Genomic DNA, 21,175 nt, shown 5'->3' with positions numbered 1-21,175 from the left:
ACCTAATGGAATACACCTTTGATATTTGTCTAAAAAACCGTCACCTTCTAGAGCGTTTTATTAAGAGTCACACACTTGAAGAGCTTAATAAGATACCTGATGGTTTAAACAATAATATTATCTGGAATATAGGTCATAGCATCGCAACACAACAACTTCTTACCTACGGACTTTCTGGTCTCACACCGTCTGTATCTATGGAGTTTATTAATAGTTATAAGAAGGGTACAAAGCCAGAAAAAGATGTAACTCAAGAGGAGCTAAGCCTTATACACGAGATGCTTTTTGATACTCTTAAGACACTTCAAAAAGATTATGAGGCGGGTATTTTTAAAGACTTTAAAGAATATACGCTTTCTACCACAGGCGGAACATTGTCAAAAGTAGAGCATGGGCTTGATTTTAATAATTTTCATGAAGGATTACACCTAGGTTGTATTATCCAACTATCAAAACTCGTTAAAGGTTAAGGTAATCTTGAGAAAGCTCCCATGGGATTGTAATCTGCTTGTCCTCCATATTAAATGAGGATACACCCATATCATTATAAATAAGAACAATACCTTCTTCGGTAAATCCTACTTCTTTTAGGTAGCTATCGGGAAGGTTTGATGGGGTGACGTGAAATGTTTCTTGCGGATATTCTTTTTCAAATTGCGCTTTCGCGAAAGCGTAAAAATCATCATCGAGCAATTCATCATCACTATATTCTTCTCCAGTTTGTGGATTGATATTGAGATACATTTCGTTGTCAAAACCACTCGCACCACCCATAAATTGATATGAATAAAATACTATAGATAGTAAGTTGTTAGAACCAAATGATATCGCAGAATCTATAGTGATTTCATGAGCGTCCGAAAGTTCTGTCGTTTCCGGATATGATATTTGTGAGTTGTTAATATAGAGTTCAATGGCATCATTGATAGAGTTAGGTAAACTTTCTGTCTCGTTATACAGTGTGTTTATAGTAGAAGTTTGAACCCAGTTATTAACGGTGATAGCAGCTTCTTCTGGTGTTTCCATATGCAGAACAGATAACATAATCTCTGGACAAGGCTGGCTATTGCAAATAGTGAAATCTTTTGTAGAATAACTATCTGTACTAGATGTATAGGTGATTGTCTTTTCGCAGCTTATAAAAAGAATAATTACAAGTATGGAAGGAAGCAGTTTTTTCATAAGATAAAGGTAGTTGATATGCTCTCAAAATAAAAGCAACATATACTAGGAGACCACTCCTTCTTATAATCATGATGGCTTGTGATCAGTTATTGTATTTTTATATTTCTTAGCAGGTAAGGAGAAAGAGCTTTTTTACTTAAAAAACACTACAATGAAATTTAATACTAAGACAATACATGGTAAACAGCACCCAGATAAGGCTTATGGGTCTGTGATGCCTCCCATATACCAAACTTCTACTTATGCGCAATCTACGCCTGGCGGTCATAAGGGATATGAATATAGTCGCTCTGCAAACCCAACGCGTCACGCACTTGAGCAGTCGCTTGCGAGTATAGAAAATGGAGAATACGGAATCGCTTTTGCTTCTGGACTTGCTGCAATAGATGCAATAATGAAATTGCTCAAGCCGGGTGATGAGGTGGTCTCAACGAGTGACCTTTATGGTGGTACGTATCGGCTTTTTACTAAGATATTTGAAGGTTTTGGCATAAAGTTCCACTTTGTTGGAATGCAAGATGTAAAGAATATAGAGGCATATATAAATACAAAAACAAAGCTCATTTGGGTAGAAACACCTACAAACCCGATGATGAGTATTATTGATATCGAGGCAGTTTCATCAATATCAAAAAAGCATAAGGTGCTCTTTGCGGTAGATAATACATTTGCAACCCCTTATTTGCAATTACCACTAGACTTAGGTGCAGATATTGTGATGCATAGTGTTACAAAGTATTTAGGAGGTCATAGCGATCTGGTTATGGGTGCTCTTATTGTAAAAGATAAGGAGCTAGCAGATAGATTATATTTTATACAAAATGCAAGCGGGGCCATAAGTGGACCTCAAGATAGCTTCTTGGCATTGCGTGGTATAAAAACATTGCATGTGCGTATGCAACGACACTGCGAGAATGGCAAGGCTGTTGCTCACTATCTTAAGTCTCATCCTATGGTTGATAAAGTATACTGGCCTGGCTTTGAAGATCATCCTAATCATCATATTGCCAAAAGACAGATGAAAGACTATGGAGCGATGATATCATTTACTACTAAGCAAGATTCGCTAGCGGGTGCTGTAAGCTTTGCGGAGAAGCTACGCATTTTCACGCTCGCCGAAAGTCTAGGAGGTGTGGAGTCACTTGCGGGTCATCCTGCTTCAATGACGCATGGTTCTATCCCTAAAGATGACCGAGAAAAACTTGGAATTAAAGATTCTTTAGTGAGATTGAGTGTAGGTATTGAAGATGAAGAAGACCTGATAGCAGATCTTAAACAGGCACTAGAAAACTAACTTCTGTAAATACAAAAGCGACTTTAAAAATTTTAAAGTCGCTTTTGTGCTTTTTCTTTTTGATATTTTAATCCAGATAATAAATATAACCTACATTCATCCAGAATATCCAATCATTAACTTTGTTTACAGGTCTTGGATCTGGGTTAAGACCATCTACCCAGTTAGAACCATAGTAATGCCATCTTAAGTCTAAATTAAGATCGCTGAGGACGCCTAATTTATATCGTGTTCCTATACTTCCGGTAATTGCCCATGTTGTACCAGGTCGAGTGTCAATTCCCGTCCCAAATTCACCATCACCTACATTAAAACCTTCAATTATAGCTGGTCCCGTGTCAAAAGGATCTGGAGTAAATGGATTAAGTACTTGTCCAAAAATGTTTCCGTCTGTGCGCAAATTAGTAGTTGCACTAGGGTTATAAGAAACAAAGTGAGCACCTAAACTTACATAGGGAGCAAACTTAAAAGCACCAGCTGCAAAGTCTCGTATGCTGAGTGGGTAATATTCTAATTGAGATCCTATTTCTATAACACTAGTTTTTCCTTCATGATTTCGTAATCTCAAGCCGCCAAAATCGTTATCATCTGCTTCTGGACCAAAATTATTGAGTGCTGTAAAATGGTAGTCTATCTCATTACGAACTTTAAAATGATCATTAAAATACGTGTATCGGGAGTAGCAATTACAATCTGCTTGGTAAGAGAAATTCAGGTAATGAACGAGGCCAATCCCAAATCCTGTATTCCCTATATTTGTTTCTTGATTTCCGCGTTCACCATAATCAGCTTGAAATGCCACAGGCCCCACTATAACGCCAAGCTCATGCGAAAATCCAAATTGAGCATTTAAGCTCTGATGTACCATCATAAAAGATAGCAATGCCAATAGTAGGTACTTGGCTTTCATAAAGTAGGTCATTTGAGTGTGACAAATATATACAATTATGTCAAACACCGAAATTTCTAAATATATTCTCCATTTTATGTAGGTTTAATCCTACTTATTGATTTGTTCATTACGATATTCTAAAAAATATGCGCATAAAATCACGGATACCGTATATTTGTATTCAGTAAAAATTGATTTGTAAAATACATTCTCACAATAGATTAAACTTATGTCAGACAGCATTAAAAAATTTGTCGATTATGTTGCTAAGAGCAACCCGAATGAGCCTGAATTTATGCAGGCCGTTCACGAGGTAGCAGAAACTGTAATACCTTTCATAGAAAAGAATCCTAAGTACCAAGGAAAAAAACTTCTTGAGCGTATGGTAGAGCCAGAGCGCACAATTATGTTTCGTATTCCATGGACAGATGATTCTGGAGAGATACAGGTAAATAGAGGATACCGTGTTGAGTTTAACAGCGCTATTGGTCCATATAAAGGTGGGCTTCGTTTCCACCCTTCTGTAAATCTTAGTATCCTTAAGTTTTTAGGTTTTGAGCAAGTTTTCAAAAACAGCCTTACTACTTTACCTATGGGTGGTGGTAAAGGTGGATCAGATTTTGATCCAAAAGGAAAATCTGATGCAGAAGTAATGCGTTTTTGCCAAAGCTTTATGAGCGAGCTTTCTCGTCACATAGGTCCTAATACAGATGTGCCTGCGGGTGATATTGGAGTAGGTGGTCGTGAGATAGGATACATGTTTGGACAGTACAAGAAACTTCGCAATGAATTTACCGGAGTTCTTACTGGAAAAGGATTATCATACGGTGGTTCATTAATGAGACCAGAGGCAACAGGATATGGAGACGTATATTTTGCACAAAGTATGCTTAAAACCAAAGGAGAAACTTTTGAAGGTAAAAAAGTTGCAGTTTCTGGATCAGGAAACGTTGCTCAATATGCTACCGAAAAAGTAACTCAATTAGGTGGTAGAGTTATCACTATGTCAGACTCTGGAGGATATATTGTGGATAACGATGGTATTGATGCAGAGAAGCTAGCATTTATAATGGAGCTTAAAAATGAAAAGCGTGGCCGTATAAGCGAGTACACAGAAAAGTACACTTCTGCAGAGTACCACGAAGGTAAGAGACCTTGGGGAACAAAAGTAGATGTAGCTTTGCCTTGTGCAACTCAAAATGAGCTAGACGGTGATGAAGCAAAAACATTAGTAGACAACGGATGTATCTGTGTTGCCGAAGGAGCAAACATGCCTTGTACTCCAGAAGCAATTGAAGTATTCCACAAAGCAAAAATCTTGTTTTCACCTGGAAAAGCTTCAAACGCAGGAGGAGTTGCTACTTCTGGACTTGAAATGTCACAAAACAGTTTACGTTACAACTGGACAGCAGAAGAAGTAGATGAGAAGTTACACAACATTATGCTTGATATACACGAAGCATGCGTTGAGTACGGTAAAGATGAAGATGGTTACGTAGATTACGTGAAAGGAGCAAACGTTGCAGGATTTGTAAAAGTAGCAGATGCAATGCTAGCACAAGGAGTAGTATAATTACTACTTTATATAATTTTTAAAAGGGTAGCTTGGGCTGCCCTTTTTTGTTGCGCTTTCGCGAAAGCGTACCCTACATAAAGTCGTATTGATATATGCAAATGCCTCATTTCAATTCACAGTGCAATAATTGTACATTTGATCGTTTTAATAAATAAGATTTTCTTGCTGTGAACATACGTCTTCTTTTTATAGTATTCTTGGTTTCATCTATTACGATGGCACAAGATTTTTCTGAGGATTGGACAGCTCATTTTTCTTATAATCAAACCGTAGGTATCACCTCTGGGAATGACAAGGTGTATGTGGCATCTGAGAATGCGGTTTTTATTTATAATACACTAGATGGTATTACCACAAACCGAACTACGGTAAATGGTCTTTCTGGTAATTTAATATCTTCTATATATTATAGTGAGAGTTTTGACACGCTTTTCGTGGGTTATGAAAATGGAGTGATAGATGTTATTGTGGGAAACACTTCTGATGTACTTACGGTTGTAGATATTTTTAATAAACCAGCTATCCCACCAGATCGCAAGCGTATCAACCACTTTGAAGAATATAACGGGTTTGTTTATATAGCTTCAGGTTTTGGGGTGTCACTTTATGATGTAGAGAGACTTGAGTTTGATGACTCCTATTTTATTGGTAATAATGGAGGACTTTTAGATATAGGTAGTACTGCGGTTCTAGAACCATATATTTATGCGGCAACTACAGATGGCGGACTGCGTAGGGCACTCGTTGCAAACGATAATCTTATAGATTTTAATAACTGGGAGACAACTAGAAATGGCGCTTTTGAGAAGATTATAGAATTTGACAATAACCTTTACTTACAAGAGGATAATAGTCTTTTAGCCTCATCTAATGGGTTAGATTTTTCTGCTTTTCAAAATTTTCAAACTTCCATTATAGATTTACAATCTAGTGCAGAGAATATTATAGTCACACTTAACGCTGGTGTTTTTTTATATGATGTAACTGGCATCCAAGTCCAAAATTACGGAGCTATAGAAGATTTTATCCCTAGATATACCACTGCAATTATGGAAGATGGCGCTGTGTTTATTGGTACTTTAGGGTCTGGTGTTGCTCTCTTTGATATCACAACACCGGGAGAAATAACCCGTTTATTGCCCAATGGACCTTTAGAGAATGCTCATTTTGACCTAGCAGCAAGCGCAGGTTCTGTGTGGTCTGTTTTTGGTGATTATACGGTATCATACAATCCATTCCCACTTAAAAGACAAGGAATAAGTCGTTATTCTGGAGCAGAGGGATGGAGTTTTATACCGCAGGAAGATTTCTTTGGAGCTAGTAATTTTGTACATATTGCTATTAATGATCAAGATCCGTCTCGATTATATGCTAGCTCTTTTAATGGAGGACTTGTGGAGATTATAGATGAAACTGCAAGTATTCTCTATGATGAAAATAATAGTCCGCTTTTACCAGTTGCCACTACGACAAATGATGTGAGAGTAAACGGAGGAGCATTTGATAATGAAGGAAACTTCTGGGTGACTAATGCACGTTCTGTACTAGGCTTACAAAGGGTTTCTTCTAGCGGACAGTTTACTCCGTTTAATACAGAAGAGATTCTTGCTGGTGAAGATGCAAACCTAGATGCAGTTGCTATTACCCCAGATGGTAATATTTTTGTGGGAACAGATAGAAGAGGTGTTATTGCTTTTAATCCAGGTACAAATACGTTTGCTCGTCTAGCAGGTGAGGATGGGGCTGGAAACCTTCCCATAGATGATATACGATCACTAGCTGTAGATAGAAACGGAGCGCTCTGGATAGGCACAAGATTAGGTTTGCGAGTGCTATTTGGTCCTTCACAACTCTTTGAAAATCCTCAGGTAAGTGCAAATGCTATTATAATATTACAAGATGGCATTGCTCAAGAGCTACTTAATGATCAGGTAGTAACAGATATTATTGTAGATGGCGCAAATAATAAGTGGCTTGCCACTGCAGATTCAGGTGTGTTTTATGTGAGTCCTAATGGTCAAGAAACTATTTTTCATTTTACTACAGATAACTCACCACTTCCTTCAAATACAGTGCAATCTGTAGCAATTGATCCAGAAACCGGTAGTGTGTACTTTGGTACGATAAGAGGTATGGTAGCTTTTGACGGCTCTTCCACAGCACCAGCCGAAGATCTTGAAGAAGTGCTCGTGTACCCAAACCCAGTAAGGCCTGGGTTTAACGGTAATGTACGTATAGAAGGGCTTACTGCAAATACTAATGTGAAGATTACAGATTTAGTAGGTAATCTTGTTTATGAAGAAAATACCACGGGAGGAAGCATTGAGTGGGATACTACCGCTTTTGGGCGACATAAGGTTGCTTCTGGAGTATACCTCATTATAATAACGGGACCTCCAGAAGAGTTGCAAGAAACTACCATTGAGAAAGTCATGATCATTAGATAATGCTAGTAAAAACTGAAGCCATTGTATTTTCTGCACTCAAATATGGAGAAGCAGATCTCATTGTAAAAGCCTTTACAAAAAGTAGCGGACTCAAATCTTACCTTATTAGAGGAGTTTTAAAATCAAAGAAGGGTAAGCTTCGTGTAGCCATGTTCCAGCCGCTCACGCATTTAGAGATTGAAGCAAATCATAAGGATAAGGGAACTTTAGAAAGTATACGCGAGGCAAAAGTGGTCACGCATTACACAAGTTTACATACGGAAGTTGCAAAAAGTGCCATTGTTTTTTTTATTGCAGATGTACTTAGATCTTCTGTGCAAGAGGAAGAAGAAAACGTTCCTCTCTTTGATTTTATAGTGAACGCTAGCTTATGGCTAGATTTAAATAATACGATTGCAAATTTTCATTTGTTATTTCTTTTGAAGTTAAGCAGCTACTTAGGTTTTTATCCTGATGACTCAGAGGTTCAGCATGAGTACTTTAACTTAATGGATGGGATGTTTGAAAATGTAGGGGCGAGTATTTACTGTCGTTCTGGGCAGGATATTGAGTTGTTAAAGTTATTCTTGGGCACAAATTTTGATGCACTAGTTTCTATCAAACTAAACCAAAAACAGCGCACCTCTTTTCTCAACATGCTATTACAGTATTATGAGTTACATTTACACGGTTTTAAAAAACCTAGATCACTAGCGGTGCTCAACTCAATTTTTAGCTAAAATGCGCATACTTTTTACCCTACTCTTATTTGTAGTTGTCTCTGTACAAGCTCAAAAAATAACGGTGCTTGATGTAGATACCCGAGAGCCTATAATAGGAGTTGCTATTTTTAATAAAGATAAAAGTAAAAGTGCTCTCACAGATTTTGATGGAAGAGCAGATGTGACCGCTTTCGCGAAAGCGGAAACCCTTTATTTTCAAGAAGTCGCACATAAAGACGCGCAATACAGCAAAGCTCAGATTATAGCACTTTCTAACAGAATCTTCTTGAAGCAGAAGGATAATCAGCTTACAGAAATTGTGCTCTCTGCAAGCAAATTTGCACAAAGCCGAAAGAACGTTCCACAAAAGATAGTAGGAATCTCTTCTGAAGATATACAGCGCGCAAACCCACAAACAGCAGCAGATTTGCTACAAGCAAGTGGCTCTGTATTTGTTCAAAAAAGTCAGCAGGGTGGAGGTAGTCCTTTAATAAGAGGGTTCTCTACAAATAGGCTACTCATTACGCTAGATGGCGTGCGTTTTAATACCGCAATCTTTAGAGGAGGAAACGTGCAGAATGTAATCTCAATAGATCCATTTACTATAGATCGTACAGAGGTTCTACTAGGTCCAGGATCTGTAATTTATGGTAGTGATGCTGTGGGTGGAGTGATGAACTTTTATACAAAGCAACCTAAGCTTTCATTTACAGAAACTAATGTGGTTACAGGCACTGCAGTTGCTCGTGTAAATACTGCAAATAATGAAAAGACAGGACATTTTGATATTAATATAGGGAAGCGCAACTGGTCTTTCCTTACAAGTGCAAGCTACTCAGATTATGATGACCAGCGTCAAGGGAAGCATGGCCCAGATGATTATTTACGCACTGATTTTGTAAAAATTATAGATGGTGTAGATACTGCAGTGGTTAATGATGATCCTTTAATACAAAAGGGCTCTGCATTTAACTCCTTAAATCTGATGCAAAAGGTGCGTTTTAGGCCTAACGATACTTGGGATTTTAACCTAGGTCTTATTTATGCTACTACATCAGATTATGATCGTTATGATAGATTAACGAGAAAAAGAGATGGAGAGTTTAGAGCAGCAGAGTGGTTTTATGGGCCACAGCAATGGTTTATGACTAACCTCCAGATTGATAAAGAAGGATATGGTAGTTTTTACAATCGAGCAAGAGCAACCATTACGTATCAGAACTCTAAGGAAAGTAGAAATGATCGCGATTTTGGCGGAACAGATTTTTTTGAAACAGACGAGAATGTAGATGCTTTCTCTGTAGGCCTAGACTTTACAAAAAATCTAAAATCAAAACGTAATAAAGTCTTTTATGGACTAGAGTATGTGCACAATAAAGTAGGATCTAATGGTCAAGTAACAGATATCACTACGGGAACTATAAGTAATCAAGCTTCTCGCTATCCAGACGGATCTACATGGCAATCTCTAGCAGCTTATGGAAGCATACAATTAGAACTTACAGAGAAGACGCGCTTACAATCTGGATTGCGATATAATCACATACTACTTGCAGCTGATTTTTCTGATAACAACGAGTTTTTTGCACTGCCTTTTGATAAAGCAGATTTAAGTACTGGAAATCTTACAGGAAGTATAGGTGTCACTCATGAAATTTCTAAGGCAGTAAGCCTCAAAGCAAACCTAGGAACAGCCTTTAGAGCGCCTAACATCGATGATGTAGGTAAGATATTTGATAGCGAGCCAGGATCTGTGGTAGTGCCTAATCCTAATCTTAAATCTGAGTATGCTTACAATGGCGAACTAGGATTTAACTTCAATTTTTCTAACGCACTAAGGCTGGATGTAAACGGTTATTACACCTTGCTGGAGAATGCCTTAGTACGTCGTGATTTTGATCTTGATGGCGTAACAGAGATATCTTATCAGGGAGAGTTAAGTAACGTACAAGCAATACAGAATGCCTCAAAAGCTGAGGTTTATGGTATAGAAATAGGTGCAGATGCAAAGCTTTCTAAAACCTTAAAGCTTACAGGGCAGTTTAATTATACGAGTGGTGTAGAACAAGATGAAGATGGTAGTTACATTCCGTTTAGGCACGTGGCCCCGCTTTTTGGTAATAACCATTTAATATGGACTAGTAATAAATGGACGCTAGATGCTTCGGTGGCTTATAGTGGCTCTTTTGATTTTGATGAGCTTGCTCCTAGTCAGCAAAGTAATGATCATTTATATGCTCTTGATAGTGATGGAAACCCTTACTCGCCTAGCTGGTATGAACTTAGTTTAGGTAGCCGTTATGTGCTTTCAGATAGTTGGTCTTTTACTGCAAATCTTGATAATATTACAGACCAGCGATACCGTACATATTCATCTGGTATAGCTGCTGCGGGAAGAAATTTAATACTTGCGGCGACTTATAATTTTTAAAGTTACGCTTTCGCGAAAGCGTAAAAGAACAATTTAACTACTTGCTTTTTCCGCCTACTATAATGACAATTTCTCCCTTAGGAGGTTTGTTTGTATAATGGGCAAGTACTTCTGTGGCAGTCCCGCGTACAGTTTCCTCATGTAATTTTGTAATCTCTCTTGATACAGAAACTGGACGGTCTGCACCAAAATACTCTATAAAGTGACCTAGTGTTTTTATGAGTTTATGAGGTGATTCATAAATAATCATCGTGCGTGTTTCTTCTTGAAGTGCTAGAAAGCGAGTTTGGCGCCCTTTTTTAACGGGAAGAAATCCCTCAAAAATAAATTTATCATTAGGGAAGCCACTATTTACAAGCGCAGGTACAAATGCTGTTGCACCTGGTAAACAGTCTACCTCTATGCCCGCCTCAACGCAAGCACGTGTAAGTAAAAAACCAGGGTCAGAGATGGCGGGAGTTCCTGCGTCACTTATACACGCAATTACCTCACCTGCTTGAATACGCTTAACAATGGTATCCACTGTCTGGTGTTCATTATGCATGTGATGGCTCATCATCTGCGTGCCTATTTCATAGTACTTAAGTAGCTTACCACTCGTGCGAGTGTCTTCGGCTAGAATAAGATCTGCTTCCTTAAGTATGCGAATAGCACGGAAGGTCATATCTTCAAGATTACCAATGGGTGTAGGGACTAAGTAGAGTTTTGACATGCCGCAAAGTTAGTGATTAATGATAGTTTGTAGATGTAAAACTAGCGATACATAGGTCTTACTTCTTTGCCAAAAAAGTAAGAAGCAAGAAGTAGTACTAATACAACAAGCGTCAAAGTAATATCATGATCTGCCTTGTAGTGTGCGGCAGCTGCGAGTACTACGTCAAAAAATATTCCAGCATAAGCCCACTCTGTAAGCCACGGAATACCTCTCCATAACAACATAAGGATTGCGCAAATTTTTAATACTGCTAGTGGTACCACAACATATGTAGGATAATCTAGAGCTTTAAAAAAACCTTCAACCATCTCAGTGTTTCTAAAATACATTTGAGCCGAGTAGAGCATGATAGCGCAAATGCCTATTGTGGTAATCCAGTAAATAATACGTGGTACTTTCATAGAGTAATTGCGTTGTTTTTAGAGTTGAACGATGCCGTTTTGCCCATTTTGTCGCAATTCTTAATCAAAACTTATTATGTTTTACTATAATCTGTCGTCAACTACTTCATTTACGAGTAGTGTGAAATTTTTATGAATACCTTCCTTCCACAATCTCTAGAAAGCGTGTTTCTTGTACTTCTTTTCCTTCCCAATTATTATAATCAGGTTTTACCATTTGGGAGATAAAAGTGCGAGCTTCTACTTCAGAGCCAAAGGTTTCTAGTTGACTTAATACTCTATTGTAATCTGAGGTACTTCCGGCAAATAGATGTTTTATAAAGGAGAGTTTATCGTTGAGTCCAATTTTTAAACCAGTTTTCAAACGATCATTAAGGTTTTTTGGCTTATCATCTGCCACTTCTTGACTAGTGATTTCTTTACGTTCGAAAATGGGCATTTGTCCGAATTCATTTCCTATTTCAAAACTATCTGCTTTGCCAACAGCTGGCTGAGGTGGTATAATTGCGTCTATCACCTTATCAATATCTGCAGCCTCAGGAGTCATTTCTGGCCACATGTCTTTAATTTTTTCAATCACAGGCTCATGTACGGGCTCATCGTCATCATTATATTGCGTGCCATCTGGTCTGTGGTGATCATCTGTTCCTTTTGCTTCGGCGTATCTAGCTTGGTTATCTGCTAGTATTTCGGCAGGCGTTCTTGTAGGAGAAGGTGTGGTAGTGGTTTGAGTTTCTAGATTAGTGGGCGATGGTTTGCTTGCTGGCGCAAGTTCCTCATTTACCATTACTTCCTCCAGTTCTCTAAGTCCCAAGGTAGGTTTTCCTGCATTTTCAAGCTGTTCTGCATAGGCAAGAACGGTGAGCTTTTCATGCAGTTTTCTAGTTGTATCTGCCAGTTGTTTATAATCTGCATTGTCGCGTAGTTGTAGAATTTTATGAGCTATACTTACGAGTTCTGCCTTTATAGTTTTCTTCATAACTTTGAGATATGTGGAGCGGTTTCAACGTAATTTTGATACATTTACCTCTGCCTTAATCATTGAGATTAATAAAACGGAATTATTGCCGTTTTGGTCTAGAAAAGTACAAAATGTTTCTCGAAAATACAGTAAATCATAAAGAGCAATTTGGCTGGATTGAAGTCATTTGTGGATCTATGTTCTCTGGTAAAACAGAAGAACTCATCCGCAGGCTCAAACGCGCGCAGTTTGCAAAACAAAAAGTTGAGATTTTTAAACCTGCTGTAGACACGCGCTACGATGAAGAAATGGTGGTCTCACATGATGCAAATGAAATACGTTCTACACCAGTTCCTGCAGCTGCAAACATACCTATGCTTGCAGATGGTTGTGATGTGGTGGGGATTGATGAGGCGCAATTTTTTGACGATGAGATTGTGCAGGTTTGCAATGATCTTGCAAATCGCGGTATACGAGTAATTGTCGCTGGTCTCGATATGGATTTTAAAGGAAATCCTTTTGGGCCTATGCCTAATTTAATGGCAACGGCAGAGTATGTGACTAAGGTTCATGCAGTTTGTACTCGTACAGGTAACCTTGCTCAATATAGTTACAGAAAAGCTCAAAGTGAGGATATCGTGATGCTAGGAGAGACAGAAGAGTATGAACCACTCTCTCGTGCTGCATACTTCAAGGCCATGTTACGAGACAGACTGCGCAAAATGGATGTAGAAACTCCCGAAGAAATCACAACAAGTAACGCAAGGCAAACCCCTCAAGATCCTAACTAATGGCAATCACACGCTTAGAAATAGATCTAGCTGCCTTACGTCATAACTACTCTTATTTGAGAAAGAAGGTAGCACCCTCAGTAAAAGTAATGGCAGTAGTAAAAGCATTTGGATACGGCAGTGATGCTGGATCAGTGGCTCAAGAATTAGAAATCCAGGGGGTAGATTACTTCGCTGTGGCATACGTTTCAGAAGGTATTGCGCTTAGAGATGCCGGCATAACAACACCTATATTAGTATTACATCCGCAGCCAGATACTTTTGATGAGCTTATAGAGCGACGCCTTGAGCCTAGTATTTATAGTATTAGAATGATGGAGTTATTTACAGCTTTTGCAAAAGGCAAAGGGCAAGAAAATTACCCTATTCATTTAAAGTTTAACACAGGACTCAATAGACTAGGCTTCTTAAATACTGACGTATCATGGATTCTTGACCGCTTGCGCGAAAATGTGAGTGTAAAAGTAGCATCTCTCTTCTCACATCTTGTAGCTAGTGAAGATCCTGCCGAAGAAGAATTTACTTTAAATCAAATACTTCAATTTACAAATATCTCCAAGGAACTTCTACAAGCGTTAGATTATGTGCCATTCATGCATATGACTAATACCTCTGGAGTTATTAACTATCACAGAGCCCATTTTGATTGTGTGCGTATAGGTATAGGGTTGTACGGTTACGGTAATAATAATGAGGAGACAAAAAATTTAAAACCAGTAGCAAGATTAAAATCTGTAATCTCCCAGATTCATCATATTATGCCTGGTCAGAGTATAGGATACAATCGAGCATACAAAGCAACTGAAGAAATTGTTACCGCTACATTGCCTATTGGTCATGCAGACGGCATCTCTAGATCGCTCGGAAACGGTGTAGGTTATGTGATGATTGCGGGACAAAAGGCGCCCATTGTAGGGAACGTTTGTATGGATATGCTAATGGTCGATATCACGGGTATAAGCTGTAAAGAGGGAGATGATGTGGAGGTTTTTGGAGAAACTACAAGTGCCGAAACACTGGCAGGAGAGATGCAGTCTATTTCATACGAACTCTTAACAGCCATCGGTCAACGGGTAAAACGTGTCATTCTTCGATAAAGTGTGTTTCTTAAACTTTTGTTAAGCAATTTGCGAAAATTAGTTACCTTAGATTCATATTAACCTAAAAAACAGACTAAACGATGTTAAAAGAATTTAAGGATTTCATTATGACGGGTAACGTCATTGATCTTGCAATAGCAGTAATACTTGCTGGAGCGATTGGACTTGTAGTAAAAGGATTTGTAGGAGATATTATGATGCCTATTGTAGGTCATTTTGCTGGAGGTGTTGATTTTGCTGATTTAAAAGTGGTACTAGATGAAGCGGTAATGGTAGATGGTGCTGTAGTAACACCTGAAAATGCAATTATGTACGGTAGCTGGATTAATGCAATCATTAACTTGATCATTGTTGGTTTTGTGCTTTTCATTATTGTAAAAGCTTATAACAAAACTAAGAAGCCTGTTGTAGAAGAAGTAGCAGCAGATCCAGGACCATCTGAAATCGATTTGCTAAAAGAAATCAGAGATTCTCTTAAAAAATAATTACTCGTAGCTACCGCTACACTATTATATTCTAACTCAAACCACCTTGTTAATCTAGCAGGGTGGTTTTTTTATGTATTTAAAACAAAGTTTAATGTATTGTTATATATCTAACTAACTTTTAAGCATTCAACGGCTTATAAATCGTTAATGCGTGCTAACTTTGAAGCTCTATAAAGTTTTCGCAAAAGCGAAGCTCATTTTTAAAACAACCTCTTTAAAACGATACTATGAAAGTAGCGGTAGTAGGAGCCACCGGGATGGTAGGCCAAGTGATGTTAAAAGTTCTTGCAGAACGTAATTTCCCAATTACAGAGTTAATCCCTGTTGCTTCAGAGCGCTCTGTAGGTAAAAAAGTTACTTATAAAGATAAGGAGTACACGATTCACTCTATGGAAGATGCCATTGCAGCAAAGCCGCAAATAGCAATCTTTTCTGCTGGAGGAGACACCTCAAAAGAGTTTGCGCCTAAGTTTGCAGAGGTGGGAACAACCGTGATAGACAACAGCTCTGCATGGAGAATGGACCCTACTAAGAAACTTATTGTTCCAGAAATTAACGCAACTTCTCTTACTAAGGAAGATAAGATTATTGCAAATCCTAACTGCTCTACGATACAAATGGTACTTGCAATGTCACCATTACATAGAGATTACGGTATCAAAAGGCTAGTAATTTCTACGTATCAATCTATTACAGGTACTGGAGTGAAAGCAGTGCAGCAATTAGAAAATGAATATGCAGATGAGAAGGGAGAAATGGCTTATCCTTACCCTATACACCGTAATGCAATACCGGCTTGTGACGTTTTTGATGATAACGGTTACACTAAAGAAGAGCTGAAGCTTGTAAATGAAACTCAGAAAATTTTAAATGATCGATCTATAGCTGTTACAGCAACTGCAGTGCGTATTCCAGTAGTGGGAGGGCATAGTGAGTCTGTAAATGTAGAGCTGCGAGCGCCTTTTGAAGAGAAGGATATTCGTAAGGTTCTTAATGAAACTTCTGGAGTAACCGTACAAGATAATCCGGATACAAATACATACCCTATGCCTATTTATGCAGAAGGTAAGGATGATGTTTTTGTAGGTAGAATACGTCGTGATTACTCACAAGAGAACACGCTTAATATGTGGATTGTATCAGACAACTTACGTAAAGGTGCAGCAACAAATGCGGTACAGATAGGAGAATATCTAGTAGCTAATGGCTTAGTGTAACTCCTATACTATTAAAAATATCTTTATTTAGTACTATAAAAAGTCCCTCCTCGTGAGGGACTTTTTATATTTGTGCAAAACACAACTATATTGAATAAAATAGATATCTCTACCTGGAAGCGCCGCGCACATTTTGAGTTTTTCTCACAGTTTGAAGAGCCTTATTTCGGGATCACTTGGCAAGTAGATATGACGCTCGCAAAGCAGCATGCAAAAGAGCAAGGAGTATCATTATTTATCTATTACCTCCACAAGTCGCTAGAAGCTGCGATGGCTATTGAGAACTTTAAATACCGGATCACACCAGATAATGATGTGATTTTACTAGATACCATAAGCGCTAGTGCGACGCTCATGAGAGATAATGAAACCTTTGGTTTTAGTTATATTCCATATGATGCAGATATAACGGTTTTTACAAAGTCTGTACAGAGTGAGGTGGAGCGCATTAAAAACTCAGACGACCTTTTTCCTCCTATTAATACAGATGATGTGATGCATTGCTCTGCCTTACCTTGGATGGATTTTTCATCTATAACGCACTCACGACTCTTTAAAGCAAAGGATAGCGTTCCTAAAATCTCTTACGGGCAAATTACAGATAAATCACCCGGCACCTTTACGATGCCCGTTGCATTGTACGTGCATCATGGTCTCATAGATGGTTTACATGTATCTCGATATAAGGACATGTTTCAGCAACTTCTAGACGGTAAAGAGTAGGTCTTTGTAATTAAGTGCTTTGTCTATCGTCTAAGGTTGTAATTAAAAGACAACCATAATGAAATTAGTACACACAATTATTCGCATAGGGCTAGGCTTAATGCTTCTTGTCTTTGGACTCAATAAATTTTTCTGGTTCATGCCAGATTTTGAATTTGGAGATAATGTAGGCGCAGCAAATCTTTTTCAAGCATTTACAGATAGTGGTTACATGTGGCCGTTAGTAGGAGGACTAGAGGTGATTGTAGGACTTCTCTTTATAACAAAGAAGATTTTTCCTGTGGCGTTACTCGCATTAATTCCTATTTCTGTAAATATTGTTCTTTTCCACGCAGTACTTGATCCGCCTAACATTATGCCTGCACTTTTGGTAGCAGTTCTCAATGGGTATTTTATATATCGTAATTGGAATAATTACAGGCATTTGTTTTCTTAGAAAATGCTTAGCACTATATTTAACCCGCTCTTTTGAGTGGGTTTTTTTATGCTTTCGCGAAAGCGTAATAACCCGTATCTTGAATACGCAATCAAACACAACCCGTATTATGAAAAAATTGATTCTTCTCGCTCTTGCTACAACCGCTATTATAAGCTGTGATGATACGCCGGCGACACCAAAAAACACTATTGCTGTGAACTATACCGAAACTAAAAAAGTAGATACTGTAGACACCTATTTTGGCACAGAAGTACAAGATCCTTACCGATGGCTGGAGGATGATCGTAGTGAGGAGACGATGGATTGGGTTATACGTGAGAACAATACCACCCAAGACTACTTAAAGAATATTCCCTTTCGTGAGGAGCTCAAGGAGCGTTTATCCACATTGTGGAATTATGAAAAAGTAGGTTCACCATTTAAAGAAGGTGATTATACGTACTTCTATAAAAACGACGGACTTCAAAATCAATATGTAATATATCGTTACAAAACGGGTGAAGATCCTAGTACAGCTACTGTATTTCTTGATCCAAACACCTTTGCCGAAGATGGTACTATCTCTTTAGGAGGAGCAAGTTTCTCTGAAGATGGGTCTATACTAGCCTACGCTATTTCTGAAGGAGGTAGTGACTGGCGTAAGATTCTCGTTATGGATACCGAGAAAAAAGAAATTATAGAAGATACGCTGGTAGATGTAAAGTTCTCTGGAATGTCTTGGTATAAAAATGAAGGCTTTTACTATTCTAGTTATGATAAACCTAAGGGTAGCGAACTATCGGCAAAGACGGATCAGCATAAATTATACTATCATAAATTGGGTACAGCACAGTCTACAGATGAGCTCATCTTTGGCGGTACAGCAGCAGAGAAGCATAGATATGTAGGTGGTGGAGTTACAGAGGATAACCGCTATTTGCTAGTAAGTGCGCGAAACTCGACTTCTGGAGGAAAGATGTTTATGAAAGACCTTACAAAGCCAGCTAGTGATTTTGTAACTGTATTAGATCACGAAGATTCTGATAGTTATGTGATGGAAAATATAGGGAGCAAGCTTTTTATAGCAACTAATCTTGATGCGCCTAATATGCGTGTAGTAACGGTAGATGCATCAAACCCTACTCCAGAAAACTGGGTAGATTTTATACCAGAAACAGAAAACGTATTAAGTCCAAGTACAGGAGGAGGTTCTTTCTTTGCTAGTTATATGGTGGATGCAGTTTCAAAAGTAAAACAGTATGATTATGAAGGTAAGCTTGTACGTGATGTTGAACTTCCGGGAGTAGGTACTGTAGGAGGTTTTGGAGCAGAGAAAGATGAGAAGGAGCTATACTTTAGCTTCTCAAATTATAAGACGCCAGGTAGTATTTATAAATATGACATCGCATCTGGAACTTCTGAGCTGTTTATCAAACCAGACATCGATTTTAATCCGGAAGCTTATGAGAGCAAGCAAGTGTTTTATAGCTCAAAGGACGGTACTAAAGTACCGATGATTATCACCTATAAAAAAGGAACAGAGCTTAATGGCAAGAACCCTACTATACTTTATGCTTATGGAGGGTTTAATATAAGCCTTACACCTAGCTTTAGCATTGCAAATGCGGTATGGATGGAACAAGGAGGAGTATATGCAGTGCCTAACTTACGTGGCGGTGGTGAGTATGGTAAAAAATGGCATGATGCAGGAACTAAAATGCAAAAGCAAAACGTTTTTGATGATTTTATTGCAGCAGCAGAGTATCTAATTGATAATAAATATACCTCAAAAGAATACTTAGCAATACGCGGTGGTTCTAACGGAGGTTTACTTGTAGGGGCTACAATGACACAACGTCCAGATCTTATGCAGGTAGCATTACCAGCGGTAGGAGTAATGGATATGTTGCGTTACCACACCTTTACAGCAGGTGCGGGATGGGCTTATGATTATGGTACTGCAGAAGATAGCAAAGAGATGTTTGACTATCTTAAAGGATACTCGCCAGTTCATAATGTAAAAGCCGGAACATCATATCCAGCAACTATGGTAACTACGGGAGATCATGATGATCGTGTAGTGCCAGCGCATTCATTTAAGTTTGCTGCAGAGCTTCAAGAAAAACAAGCAGGAGATGCCCCAGTACTTATACGTATTGAGACAGACGCTGGTCACGGTGCTGGTACGCCGGTAGCAAAAACCATAGAGCAGTATGCAGATATCTTTGGCTTCACATTATACAATATGGGCTACGAGGTACTACCAGAAAAGGTAGGCAACGTGATGAAGAAGTAAGTAGCATAATTAGAATTAAACAGATTGATGATGAGCAAACCCACATTTGGCGTAATAGGAGGAGGTAGCTGGGCAACAGCGATTGTAAAGATGCTCTGTGAGAATCTTGACACCGTAGGTTGGTATATGCGTAGCAGCTATGCTTTAGAACATATAAAGCGTGAGCAGCATAACCCTAGTTATTTAAGTTCTGTCGAGTTTAAACCGGAGCAGCTTATGCTGAGCAATGATATTAATGAGATTGTAGCATACTCAGATTATGTAATTTTTGCCGTTCCCTCTGCTTTTATAGGAGGTGAGCTTAAGAATCTTACGGTGTCGCTAAAAGATAAAGTCATAGTCTCTGCCATAAAAGGGATTATGCCTGAGAGTGGTAAACTCGTTGGCTCTCATTTTAATGAAGAGCACAATGTTGCTATTGAGGATATAGCGGTTATAGCAGGACCTTGTCATGCAGAAGAGGTTGCGCTAGAGCGGCTTTCATACCTCACGATTGCATGTGCCGAAAAGGAAAATGCAAAAGTAATTGCAAAGCATTTATCAAGTGATTATATAAAATGTACCACGAGTGACGATATTATAGGTATCGAATATGCGGCTACACTCAAAAATATCTATGCCATTGCAGCAGGTATTGCACATGGTTTAGGCTATGGAGATAACTTCCAGGCGTTATTAATGAGTAATGCCATACGTGAGATAAAACGATATGTAAAGCGCGCTCATAAGATGAAGCGTGACATTAATGGGTCTGCTTATCTAGGAGATTTATTGGTGACGGGATATTCTGTTTTTAGTAGAAATAGAATGTTCGGTAATATGATAGGGAAGGGCTACACGGTAAAGAGTGCACAGATGGAAATGTCCATGGTAGCCGAAGGTTACTATGCTGCCAAAAGCGCTCTAGAACTCAATGAATCACGTGATAAAAAAGCACGTGTGCCTATTATAGAAGCGGTACACAGTATTCTTTATAAGGGGAAAGATCCAAAGAAGGTATTTAGTAAACTCACTGAAAAGCTTAACTAAAAAAAAGCATCCATTAAGGATGCTTTTTTAATTGAAATATATTTTGATTACGCTTTCGCGAAAGCGTAATAACCTACACTGCTAGTACACCATCCTTACCCATTACAGGTACTTTAACCGTATTGTCTTCTTTTATTGAGTTTGCTGGAAACTCAAAGCGTCTTTCATACATTTTATTGTCTAGAAAATAAGTGACAGAGTAGAAGTTGTCTAGTGTAAAGATATCTTCTTGCATGAATTCAATCTTAGCAAAACCCTTAGCAGGAAGTAGCTTGATTGTGTGACGCATGTGCGTAGTCATTTGCTTCTCATTATAGCCTTGCACGGTAAGAAGTACCATTTCAAGAGGCTCAAGATTATCGTTAACGATATAAGCATTCCAATCTTCTGTTTTAAATTCCTCGTGTAGCTCTTTTACAGCAGCTACGTAGACGTTTTTAACTTCGGGTATGATAATGTCTTTACGCATATTTATAATCTGGTCAGGCGCAGTAATGACCTATTTAGTTA

At 38.5% G+C, this 21,175-nt stretch carries 20 protein-coding genes; 14 read left to right on the top strand and 6 right to left on the bottom strand.

Annotation, left to right across the window (positions count from 1 at the left end; genetic code table 11):
* The first annotated feature begins 5 nt into the window (after window positions 1-5).
* Window positions 6-470 carry a DinB family protein gene (locus tag JM84_RS01740; RefSeq protein WP_144782460.1) on the top strand — a complete coding sequence of 155 codons (465 nt, stop codon included), beginning with the start codon at window positions 6-8 and terminating at the stop codon, window positions 468-470.
* On the opposite strand, the gene JM84_RS01735 is transcribed toward JM84_RS01740, so the two are convergent.
* Entirely contained in the window at window positions 460-1,182 is a 723-nt protein-coding gene (locus JM84_RS01735; RefSeq protein ID WP_144782457.1) for a DUF4163 domain-containing protein, read from the bottom strand. The two genes, JM84_RS01740 and JM84_RS01735, sit on opposite strands and share 11 nt — an antisense overlap.
* 154 nt (window positions 1,183-1,336) lie before the next feature.
* On the opposite strand from JM84_RS01735, the gene JM84_RS01730 reads away from it, so the two are divergent.
* Window positions 1,337-2,479, top strand: coding sequence for a cystathionine gamma-synthase (locus tag JM84_RS01730; protein ID WP_144782455.1), 1,143 nt, complete (start codon window positions 1,337-1,339; stop codon window positions 2,477-2,479).
* 67 nt (window positions 2,480-2,546) lie between these two features.
* Here the strand turns inward: JM84_RS01730 and JM84_RS01725 are convergent, their stop codons facing one another.
* Window positions 2,547-3,389 carry a THC0290_0291 family protein gene (locus tag JM84_RS01725; protein WP_013750795.1) on the bottom strand — a complete coding sequence of 281 codons (843 nt, stop codon included), beginning with the start codon at window positions 3,387-3,389 and terminating at the stop codon, window positions 2,547-2,549.
* Window positions 3,390-3,600: 211 nt separating this feature from the next.
* On the opposite strand from JM84_RS01725, the gene gdhA reads away from it, so the two are divergent.
* From gdhA to JM84_RS01705, 4 genes are all read left to right on the top strand, one after another.
* Complete coding sequence (gene gdhA / locus JM84_RS01720) at window positions 3,601-4,944, top strand: NADP-specific glutamate dehydrogenase (RefSeq protein WP_144782453.1); 1,344 nt, start codon at window positions 3,601-3,603, stop codon at window positions 4,942-4,944.
* A 170-nt stretch (window positions 4,945-5,114) separates the two neighbouring features.
* Complete coding sequence (locus JM84_RS01715; protein ID WP_144782451.1) at window positions 5,115-7,394, top strand: two-component regulator propeller domain-containing protein; 2,280 nt, start codon at window positions 5,115-5,117, stop codon at window positions 7,392-7,394.
* Complete coding sequence (gene recO / locus JM84_RS01710) at window positions 7,394-8,113, top strand: DNA repair protein RecO (protein ID WP_108877348.1); 720 nt, start codon at window positions 7,394-7,396, stop codon at window positions 8,111-8,113. Before JM84_RS01715 ends, recO begins: the two co-directional genes overlap by 1 nt.
* A 1-nt stretch (window position 8,114) precedes the next feature.
* Window positions 8,115-10,526, top strand: coding sequence for a TonB-dependent receptor plug domain-containing protein (locus JM84_RS01705; RefSeq protein ID WP_144782449.1), 2,412 nt, complete (start codon window positions 8,115-8,117; stop codon window positions 10,524-10,526).
* Between the two features lie 37 nt (window positions 10,527-10,563).
* Here JM84_RS01705 and rsmI read toward each other — a convergent pair whose 3' ends face one another.
* The 3 genes from rsmI to JM84_RS01690 all read right to left on the bottom strand — a co-directional run bounded on the left by rsmI (window position 10,564) and on the right by JM84_RS01690 (window position 12,621).
* Window positions 10,564-11,238: a 16S rRNA (cytidine(1402)-2'-O)-methyltransferase gene (gene rsmI, locus JM84_RS01700; protein WP_013750800.1), complete on the bottom strand. Its 675-nt coding sequence runs from the start codon at window positions 11,236-11,238 to the stop codon at window positions 10,564-10,566.
* A gap of 41 nt (window positions 11,239-11,279) precedes the next feature.
* The gene (locus JM84_RS01695; RefSeq protein ID WP_144782447.1) at window positions 11,280-11,642 is read right to left on the bottom strand and encodes a DoxX family protein; all 363 of its coding nucleotides are present in this window, start codon (window positions 11,640-11,642) and stop codon (window positions 11,280-11,282) included.
* Window positions 11,643-11,772: 130 nt separating this feature from the next.
* A complete protein-coding gene (locus tag JM84_RS01690; RefSeq protein WP_144782445.1) occupies window positions 11,773-12,621 on the bottom strand; it encodes a hypothetical protein in 849 nt (282 codons plus the stop codon).
* A 113-nt stretch (window positions 12,622-12,734) separates the two neighbouring features.
* Here JM84_RS01690 and JM84_RS01685 point away from each other — a divergent pair, with 113 nt between their 5' ends.
* From JM84_RS01685 to JM84_RS01650, 8 genes are all read left to right on the top strand, one after another.
* Window positions 12,735-13,394, top strand: a complete 660-nt coding sequence (locus tag JM84_RS01685) for a thymidine kinase (protein ID WP_144782443.1) — start codon at window positions 12,735-12,737, stop codon at window positions 13,392-13,394.
* Entirely contained in the window at window positions 13,394-14,491 is a 1,098-nt protein-coding gene (alr, locus tag JM84_RS01680; RefSeq protein WP_144782441.1) for an alanine racemase, read from the top strand. The genes JM84_RS01685 and alr overlap by 1 nt, the downstream gene beginning before the upstream one ends.
* Before the next feature lie 83 nt (window positions 14,492-14,574).
* On the top strand, window positions 14,575-14,979 hold the full coding sequence (gene mscL / locus JM84_RS01675; RefSeq protein WP_013750805.1) for a large conductance mechanosensitive channel protein MscL: 405 nt from the start codon (window positions 14,575-14,577) through the stop codon (window positions 14,977-14,979).
* 230 nt (window positions 14,980-15,209) lie between these two features.
* Window positions 15,210-16,199 carry an aspartate-semialdehyde dehydrogenase gene (locus tag JM84_RS01670; RefSeq protein ID WP_144782439.1) on the top strand — a complete coding sequence of 330 codons (990 nt, stop codon included), beginning with the start codon at window positions 15,210-15,212 and terminating at the stop codon, window positions 16,197-16,199.
* A gap of 90 nt (window positions 16,200-16,289) precedes the next feature.
* On the top strand, window positions 16,290-16,922 hold the full coding sequence (locus JM84_RS01665; protein WP_186439094.1) for a CatA-like O-acetyltransferase: 633 nt from the start codon (window positions 16,290-16,292) through the stop codon (window positions 16,920-16,922).
* Window positions 16,923-16,980: 58 nt separating this feature from the next.
* Window positions 16,981-17,358: a DoxX family membrane protein gene (locus tag JM84_RS01660; RefSeq protein ID WP_013750808.1), complete on the top strand. Its 378-nt coding sequence runs from the start codon at window positions 16,981-16,983 to the stop codon at window positions 17,356-17,358.
* A 109-nt stretch (window positions 17,359-17,467) separates the two neighbouring features.
* On the top strand, window positions 17,468-19,636 hold the full coding sequence (locus tag JM84_RS01655) for a prolyl oligopeptidase family serine peptidase (protein ID WP_144782435.1): 2,169 nt from the start codon (window positions 17,468-17,470) through the stop codon (window positions 19,634-19,636).
* A 27-nt stretch (window positions 19,637-19,663) separates the two neighbouring features.
* Window positions 19,664-20,665, top strand: a complete 1,002-nt coding sequence (locus JM84_RS01650) for an NAD(P)H-dependent glycerol-3-phosphate dehydrogenase (protein WP_041295648.1) — start codon at window positions 19,664-19,666, stop codon at window positions 20,663-20,665.
* Window positions 20,666-20,738: 73 nt separating this feature from the next.
* Here the strand turns inward: JM84_RS01650 and JM84_RS01645 are convergent, their stop codons facing one another.
* Complete coding sequence (locus JM84_RS01645) at window positions 20,739-21,134, bottom strand: hypothetical protein (RefSeq protein WP_013750811.1); 396 nt, start codon at window positions 21,132-21,134, stop codon at window positions 20,739-20,741.
* Window positions 21,135-21,175: the final 41 nt, after the last annotated feature.

It is taken from the genome of Dokdonia sp. Hel_I_63 (assembly GCF_007827285.1).
Taxonomy (GTDB): Bacteria; Bacteroidota; Bacteroidia; order Flavobacteriales; family Flavobacteriaceae; genus Dokdonia.
This window is presented reverse-complemented; position numbering and strand designations above follow the sequence as displayed.